The sequence below is a fragment of the Streptomyces sp. NPDC047028 genome, from assembly GCF_040644095.1.
Lineage (GTDB): Bacteria > Actinomycetota > Actinomycetes > Streptomycetales > Streptomycetaceae > Streptomyces.
Genome location: NZ_JBEYVS010000092.1, coordinates 1 through 8,074, shown reverse-complemented (window position 1 = coordinate 8,074; position 8,074 = coordinate 1). Strand labels below are relative to the sequence as shown.

Below are 8,074 nucleotides of genomic sequence, written 5' to 3'. Positions count from 1 at the left end.
CGACGGTCTCCTACGACGACCTCTCCCGGCCCTCCTACTGGGTCCGTCACGTCCGTGAGGCAGTCCGGTTCGCCGACGCGGTCACCACCCTCGACGGCCAGGGCGTAGGCACCTTCCTGGAACTCGGCCCCGACGCCGCCCTCACCCCGATGGTCGCCGATCCCCGAGCCGTCCCCACCCTCCGCCGGGACCGCACCGAACCCCAAGCCCTCACCGAAGCCCTCACCCGACTCCCCTCCGTCGACTGGACCGCCTACTTCGGGCCCGGCCGCAACCCCGTCGACCTCCCCACCTACGCCTTCCAGCACCAGCACTACTGGCTGGCCTCGGCCGGCCGCGCCGCAGGCGGGGCAGGTGCGCCACACATGACCGCGCCGGAGCCCGAACCCGACGACACCGAGGACCTGTTGAGCGCCCTGCGCGCCGCGGACGAGGCGGGCCGGGCGGAGTTGCTGGGCGGGCTGGTGCGGGACGCCACGGCCGGCGTGCTCGGGCACACGGGTGCGGACGAGGCCATCGAGCCGGACAGCGATTTCATGGATCTTGGATTCACCTCACTGCTGGCCGTCGAATTCCGTGACCGGCTCACCGCCGCGCTCGGCGGCCTGAAGTTGCCGGCCGCCGTGATCTACGAATACGGAACTCCCGAAGAACTCGTCGAGTACCTCGCGGAAGAACTCGAGGACACGCTGGCGGATTGAACCGGCGGCCGGGTCCCGGTAGGGGGCGCTAGGGGTGGCCATAGGGGCTCTCAGTCCCTCGGGCCACTTCTAGCATCTTCAGGACCCGGCAAAACGGCGCCATGCCAAGTCGAGAACTCGACAGACAAGTCAGGAAGGGGCAGCCGGTGGAAAACAACGACGTGTGGCTGAGAATAGGCGGCAACAGCAGCCGGAACGAGCTGGTGCTCGCCGTCGACTTCACCGCCACCGGCCGTCCCGACGCCCGCTTCTCCGATCTCTTCTCGCTCACCGCGGCGGGCCGCCACCACGTGTGGGAGACGATGCCGCAGGCCATCGCCACCGACGTGGGGCCGGGCGGCCAGGAGTACCTGGACCGCTGGTTCGACTCGGTGCGCGAGACCGGCCGGCCGGTCAGTGCCGTGCTCGGCTTCTGCGCCGGCTCGGTGTACGCGGCGGCGCTCGCCGAACGCCTCACCCAGTGGCAGGAAAGCGCGCCCCAGCTCATTCTGTTCGACCCGGAACTCGCCAACCCGCTCGGGCTCTACTGGCAGTTCCACACCTCCCTGAGCCTCTTCGAATCCATCGTGGGACCCGAACCGATCTCGGTGGCGAACACCGAGGGGCACCACATCCTGGAAAGCACCGACGACATCCGCGTGCTCGGCACCGAACTCGTCCGGCTTTTCCGGGGCGTGAGCGAACCCGCGTTCGACGCTCTCGACCTCGACGAGGAGAGCCGCGCCGAATTCACCGAGTCGTTCACCGCGTTCGTCGCGTATGTCGTCGCCGCGGGCGATTTCGGTTCCATGGAGAACTGGCACAGGGCGGTCGCCTTCAGCTCGTCGAGCCCGCTCAGCGGACTCAACCGGCTCCGCTCCACCGACCCGGAGACCGCGGCCCGCGTCGTGGCCCGGGAGATCCAGTTCGGGAGCGAGCACATGAACCTGCTGCGCGACGAGGCCGCCGCGAAGGCGCTGGACGCGCTGCTGTCCCCGCAGGACCTCTCCCGACAGATCCGGATGTGACATGACGACGACCCCAGAGACCAGCACCGCACGGGACGAGGGAGGCACCACCATCACGGCCCCGTCCCCGAAGACCGCGGCGACGACTCCCACGAAGACCTCCGCGGAGACCGCCGGCCCCCGGCACGCCGCCCCCGAGCCCGCCCTGCGCGTCACCGGGCTGCGCAAGGACTACGGTGACGTCAAGGCCGTACGCGGGATCGACCTGTCCATCGCGCCCGGCGAGGTGGTCGCCCTGCTCGGCCCCAACGGCGCCGGCAAGTCCACCACCGTCGACATGATCCTCGGCCTGTCCCGGCCCACCGCGGGCAGCATCACCATCTTCGGTAAGGCGCCCTACCTGGCCGTACGGGACGGCATGGCGAGCGCCGTGCTCCAGGAGGGTTCGCTCATCGACGACCTGAGCGTCCGCGAGACCCTCGGGATGATCTCCTCCCTCTACAAGAACCCGCTGCCGATGGACGAGGTGCTGCGCCGCGCCAACATCGAGGACATCGCCGACCGGCGCGGCACCAAGCTGTCCGGAGGACAGCGCCAGCGCGCCCGGTTCGCGTGCGCTCTCGTCGGCAACCCGCAGCTGCTCATCCTGGACGAGCCGACCTCCGCGATGGACGTCGGCAGCCGGCGCAAGTTCTGGGAGTCGATGCGCAAGTTCACCGACACCGGCCGCACGGTCGTCTTCGCCACCCACTACCTGGACGAGGCCGAGGAGTTCGCCGACCGGGTCGTGCTGATGCGGACGGGGCAGATCGCCGCCGACGGCACCGTCGCCGAGATCCGCGCCCTCACCGCCGGCCGCATGCTGCGCGCCGCGGTGCCCGGCGCGAGCGCCGACGAGCTGAAGAAGCTGCCCGGCGTGACCGGCGCGGCCATCCGCCTGGACCAGGCCGAGCTGCACTGCGAGGACTCCGACGCGGCCGTGCGCGCCCTGGTGACGCGGTACCCGGACGCCCACGACATCGAGATCAGCGCCACCGGCCTGGAGGAGGCGTTCCTCACGCTGACCGCGGACGACGCCGACCAGGACGGCACCCAGAACACGGAGGACGACGCCGCATGACCGGCTACCTGGCCATCGAGATCAAGCGGATGCTGCGCGGGCCGCGCTTCATCGTCTTCGCGTTCGTCGTGCCCGTCGTGATGTACCTGCTGGAGTGCATGCTCTACAAGAACCAGACCATCCCGCACTCCGGCGGCATCACCTACAGCGCCTGGCTGATGTGCAGCCTCGCCGCCTACAGCGCGTTCACGTCCTCCATGCACACCACGGCGCGGGTCGCGCACGAGCGGCAGATCGGCTGGCACCGGCAGCTGCGCCTGACCCCGCTGCTGCCGCGCACCTACCTGCTGACGAAGGTGTTCGTGGCGATGGTCGTGGCGCTGCCCGGCCCGGCGTTCGTGGCGCTGTTCGGCTGGCTGGTGCAGGACGTGCACCTGTCCGCGTCCGGCTGGCTGCAGATCACCCTCGGCATCTGGATCGCCGCGCTGCCGTGCGCGGTCCTCGGCCTGGTCATCGGCCTGTACGTGGCGCCCGAGCAGCAGCAGATGTACCTCCAGGGCCTGATCATCCTGTTCGGCTTCCTCGGCGGTCTGCTCCTGCCGACCACCGGCTTCCCGGACTGGCTGGTCGCCATCGTCAAGATCATGCCGAGCTACTGGCTCGCCGACATCGGCCACGGCGCCCTGCTGCACGACACCCGCGCGATCATCGGCGCGGGCGTGCTGGCCGCGTGGACGCTGGTGTTCTCCGGCGCGGTGGTCCTCAGCTACCGGCGCGAGGCCGCCCGGGCCTGAGCGGGCCGCACGTCACAGCAGTCGTACGAGGAGGTGGGCGCCGGCCGTGGAGGCCGGCGCCCACGCGCGTGTCCCCGTCTTCCGGCTCCCCCTCTTCTGCCTCCGACCGAGAAGGACCCTCATGTTCCTGGCCCCCAGCCGCAAGGGCGTCGTCCCGTTCCGCGGCCACCACACCTGGTACCGCGTCACCGGAGACCTGCACAGCGGCCGCACGCCCCTCGTCGTCGCCCACGGTGGCCCCGGCTCCGTACACGACTACCTCCTCAGCCTCACCGCCCTCGCCGCCGACGGCCGGCCGGTCATCCACTACGACCAGCTGGGCAACGGCCAGTCCACCCACCTGCCCGACAAGGGCGCCGACTTCTGGACCGTCGACCTCTTCCTCGACGAACTCGACGCGCTCCTGGCCCACTTGGACATCGCCGACGACTACCTCCTGTTCGGCCAGTCCTGGGGCGGCATGCTCGGCGCCGAACACGCCGTACGCCGCCCGGCCGGCCTGCGCGGCCTCGTCATCGCCAACTCCCCGGCCTCGATGCCCCTGTGGCGTGCCGAGTGCGAGCGCCTGAAGGACGCCCTGCCGGCCGACGTCCGCGACACCCTGCGCCGCCACGAGGCCACCGGCGACTACGCCCACGCCGACTACCAGCGTGCCGTCCTCGCCTTCTACGAACGCCACCTGTGCCGGGCCCGCCCGCTGCCCCCGGAGGTCGGCACGACCCTCCTCGCCCTGCAGAGCGACCCCACGGTCTACGGCACCATGAACGGCCCCGCCGACTTCCACGTCATCGGCACCCTGAAGGACTGGACCGTCATCGACCGCCTCCCCGCGATCGAGGTCCCCACCCTCATCATCACCGGCGCCCACGACGAGGCCACCGAGGCCACCATCCGCCCCTTCCTCGACCACATCCCGAACGCCCGCTGGGAACTCTTCGAAGACTCCAGCCACATGCCCCACGTAGAAGAACCGACCCGCTTCGACCAGGTCATGCGAACCTGGCTGGCAGAACTGAACTGACCAGCAGCCCAACGGTAAAGGGCCGGACTCCAGAAGAGGTCCGGCCCTTTACGTTGGGCGGCGGCAGGCTGGAGGGGGGCCGGGCGAAGCCCGCCCCCCAGGGGCGCGGGGAACTGCGCGACAAGCCACAACGCACCCGCACCCGGCAACGACAGACACCCGGCAGACGCGCCCCCGCCTACTCCGACTGTTCCGCGATGAACCCGGCAAGAGCCCGAGGCGTCGGATGCGCAAACAAGTCGGCCAGCCGGATCCGTACCTTCACATCAGAACTCCGCTTGATCCGCTGCAGCAACTGCACCCCCAGCAGCGAATGCCCCCCGCTGGCGAAGAACCCGGACCCGGCCTTCAGATCGTCCCGCTTCAGGAACTCCCGCCACAGCGCCAGAAGTTGATTGGTCAGCTCCTCGGTGTCTACGGGGGCCTCCTCGGCCGGCGCCGCCCCGCGGACCTGCACCTCCGCACGCAGCCGCAGCCCCTCCAGGTCGGGCCGCCCGCCGACCGACGGCAGCGCGTCCACGACGACCACCCGGTCCGGCTCCGCCGGCCCCGGCAGCGACACGCGGACCTGCTTCAGCAGCCGCTCCGCCAGCCCCTCGGCCGGTGTCGCCCCTCCCGCGGGCGCCACGAACGACACGATCCGCCCGCCGACCGCAACGCTCGCCGCGCCGGCCACCTCGGCGTGCGCCAGCAGCACCGCGTCGACCTCGTCCAGCCCGAACGTCAGCCCCTGCACGGTGACCTGCCGGTCCAGCCGGCCCAGCAGCTCCAGCCGGCCGTCCGGCAGCCAGCGCGCCAGCTCCCCGGTGCGCCGTACGGTGCCGTCCGCCTCCGCCAGGCACAGCTCCCCGCGCACCCGCACCGGCAGCTCACCGCCGTCAGGGGCAGCGACCAGGGCCCGTACGGCCGACCACTCACCGGGGTCGTACGAGGAGAACTGGGCGACGGCGGGGGAGCAGGGCAGCGCCGAGGGCAGACCGTGCCGGTGACCGCCGGCCACCGCGGCCCGGTCCGCGTCGCTCCACACGGACAACTCGCCCACCGGAGAGGTGAGTTCCTCGCTCAGCCGGACCAGCAGGGCGTCGTAGCGGGCGAGCAGCAGCCCCACCTCGGTCGACGAGAACACCTGCGTGCGGAACACGGCCCGGATGCGCAACTCCTCCTCACCGCCCGGCTCGGCCGCCGGACCCGGCATGAAGAAGAACTCCAGGTCGAACTTGCTGAACCCGTTCTCCACCTCCCGCATCCGCGCCGGGAAGCCGCCCACCTGGAAGTCGCCGGAGGTACCGCCGGGCACGTAGTTGAACAGGTGTGTGCACAGCGAGTTCCGCCAGCTCGCGCCGGCCTCCGCCTCCCGCACCTCGTCCAGCACCCGCTCGGCCGGCACCCCGCTGTGCCCGATCCCCTCCAGGAACACCGACCGCACGCGGTTCACCAGCCGCTTGAACGGCTTCGTCGAGTCGATCCGCACGCGCAGCGGCAGCACGTTCACGTGGTACCCGATCGCCGCCTCGTGCCCGGCCGGCCGCACGCTCACCGGCGACCCCACGACCAGGTCCTTGCCCGCACCGTGCCGCGACAGCAGCAGACAGTACGCGGACAGCAGGATCACGGCCTCCGGGGCGCGCAGTTCGCGGCACAGCCGCCGTACGACGTCACGGGCCGGCCGGGACAGTGTGTACCAGGTACTCTCGCCGGCCAGATCCGGCGTGTCGGACGGCGGGTTGCCGAACCACAGCCCGCCCCCCTCCGCGCCGCCACCCTTGAAGCCGCGCAGCTGCTCCCGCCAGAACTCCACGCTCTCGGCGGCCGGTTCGGGCTCCACGGCGGACGCGACCGGCGTCGTGTCGTAGCCGTCGGGATCGGCCAGCGCGCTCAGCAGCTCACCCAGGAAGGACACCGTCGACATCGCGTCGAACACCAGGTGGTGCAGGGCCACGCTCACCGTGCAGCCGCCGCCCTCCGGAAGGAACACGGCCCCCCGGACCAGCAGGGACCCGTCCAGGGTGAACGGTGCCGCCACGAACTCCTGTACGGCGGTCTCCACCTCGCCCGCGCCCACCGGGACAGCGGGCACGGAGATCTCCACCGCCTCCGGCGCGAGGACGCTCTTGCCCAGCTCGCCGTCCCCGGCCCGGAACACGGTCCGCAGGATCTCCTGCCGGCGTACGACCAGCGTCAACGCCTCGGACAGCGCGGCCGGTTCAAGACGGCCGTCGACATCGAACGTGACGGACAGATTGTTGACCCCGGCCCCTGGTACGAGCCGCTCCAGCAGCCACAGGTCGGTCTCCTTGCGCGTGGCCATGACGGTGCTCCTCATCGCGGTAACAGCCCGGTGGGGCTGGTCAGTCGATCGCTCAGTCGATGTCAATGCCCTCGAACTCACTGTCGAGAATGTCGAAGATCTGCTCGGCGTCGGCCTCCGCCAGTGACTCGGCGGCCGCGTCGGCGCCGCCGCCGGGGGAGTGCAGCTCGGACCAGCGCGCGGCGAGCGTACGCAGCGTCTGCGCCACCCGGGCGTGGTCGTCGGCGTCCAGGCCGTCCGATCCGCCGACGCCCAGCAACTTCGCTTCGAAAGCCACCAGTTCACTCTCCACGGCACGCAGCGCGGCAGGCCCGGTCTCGTCGGGCACGAGCTGCTCGCGCACGTACTCGGCGAGCGCCTCGGACGTCGGGTAGTCGAACGTCAGCGTGGCCGGCAGTCGCAGCCCGGTCAGCGGGGCCAGCTGGTTGCGCAGCTCCACCGCGGCCAGCGAGTCGAACCCGAGCCCGCCGAACCCACGCTCCGGGTCCACCGCGTCACCGGATGCGTGCCCGAGCACCGAGGCCACCTTGCCGCGCACCAATTCCAGCACATACGGCGTCCGTTCGGCGGCCGGAAGGCGCAGCAGCGTCTCCTTCAGCGCCTCCGGGCCCGGCGCCGCCTCGGCCGCCGCGCCGCGCCGCCGGGCAACCGGCATCCGGACGAGCCCCCGCAGCATCGCGGGCAGACCCCCGTCCCGGGCACGGCGCTCCAGCGCGCCCGTGTCGAACGGTACCGGCAGCAGATGCGCCCGCGCGCTCAGCAGCGAAGCGTCCAGCAGCGCCAGACCGGCCTCGCGCCCCAGTGCCTTCGGCCCGGTCCGGGCCACCCGCTCCACGTCGGCCGCGCTGAGCCCGGCCCCCATGCCGCCGACCTCCGGGTCCCACAGACCCCAGGCGAGCGCCACACCGTGCAGCCCCTGGGACCGCCGCTCGGCCGCCAGCGCGTCCAAATAGGCGTTGGCCGCAGCGTAGTTGGCCTGTCCGGTCCCGTCGAAGGTGGCGGCGGTGGAGGAGTAGAGCACGAACGCGTCCAGGTTCCGGCCGGCGGTCAGCTCGTGCAGATGCCGGGCCGCGGCGGCCTTCGGACCCCACACCTTGGCCAGACTGTCCGTGGTCATCCGGTCCACGGTCGAGTCGTCCAGGACCCCCGCCGTGTGGACGACGGCCGTGATGTCCGGATGGGCCTCCAGCAGCGCCGCCACCGCGTCCCGGTCGGTGACGTCACAGGCGACGACCTCGACCTT

The 8,074-nt window shown here is 71.5% G+C and carries 7 protein-coding genes; 5 read left to right on the top strand and 2 right to left on the bottom strand.

The annotated features are described in order from the left end of the window. The 5 genes from ABZ854_RS36545 to ABZ854_RS36525 all read left to right on the top strand — a co-directional run. A partial coding sequence (locus ABZ854_RS36545) for a phosphopantetheine-binding protein (RefSeq protein WP_361220201.1) occupies positions 1-701 on the top strand: 701 nt, incomplete at its 5' end. A gap of 146 nt (positions 702-847) precedes the next feature. After that, complete coding sequence (locus ABZ854_RS36540) at positions 848-1,708, top strand: hypothetical protein (protein ID WP_361220198.1); 861 nt, start codon at positions 848-850, stop codon at positions 1,706-1,708. A gap of 1 nt (position 1,709) precedes the next feature. Beyond that, entirely contained in the window at positions 1,710-2,768 is a 1,059-nt protein-coding gene (locus ABZ854_RS36535; protein ID WP_361220196.1) for an ABC transporter ATP-binding protein, read from the top strand. Next, complete coding sequence (locus ABZ854_RS36530) at positions 2,765-3,502, top strand: ABC transporter permease (protein WP_129306061.1); 738 nt, start codon at positions 2,765-2,767, stop codon at positions 3,500-3,502. The genes ABZ854_RS36535 and ABZ854_RS36530 overlap by 4 nt, the downstream gene beginning before the upstream one ends. Positions 3,503-3,623: 121 nt before the next feature. Then, on the top strand, positions 3,624-4,523 hold the full coding sequence (locus tag ABZ854_RS36525; RefSeq protein WP_361220193.1) for a proline iminopeptidase-family hydrolase: 900 nt from the start codon (positions 3,624-3,626) through the stop codon (positions 4,521-4,523). 178 nt (positions 4,524-4,701) lie between these two features. Here ABZ854_RS36525 and ABZ854_RS36520 read toward each other — a convergent pair whose 3' ends face one another. Next, positions 4,702-6,831 carry a condensation domain-containing protein gene (locus tag ABZ854_RS36520; RefSeq protein ID WP_361220190.1) on the bottom strand — a complete coding sequence of 710 codons (2,130 nt, stop codon included), beginning with the start codon at positions 6,829-6,831 and terminating at the stop codon, positions 4,702-4,704. A gap of 52 nt (positions 6,832-6,883) precedes the next feature. Beyond that, on the bottom strand, positions 6,884-8,074 hold a 1,191-nt coding region (locus ABZ854_RS36515), incomplete at its 5' end, for a KR domain-containing protein (RefSeq protein WP_361220187.1).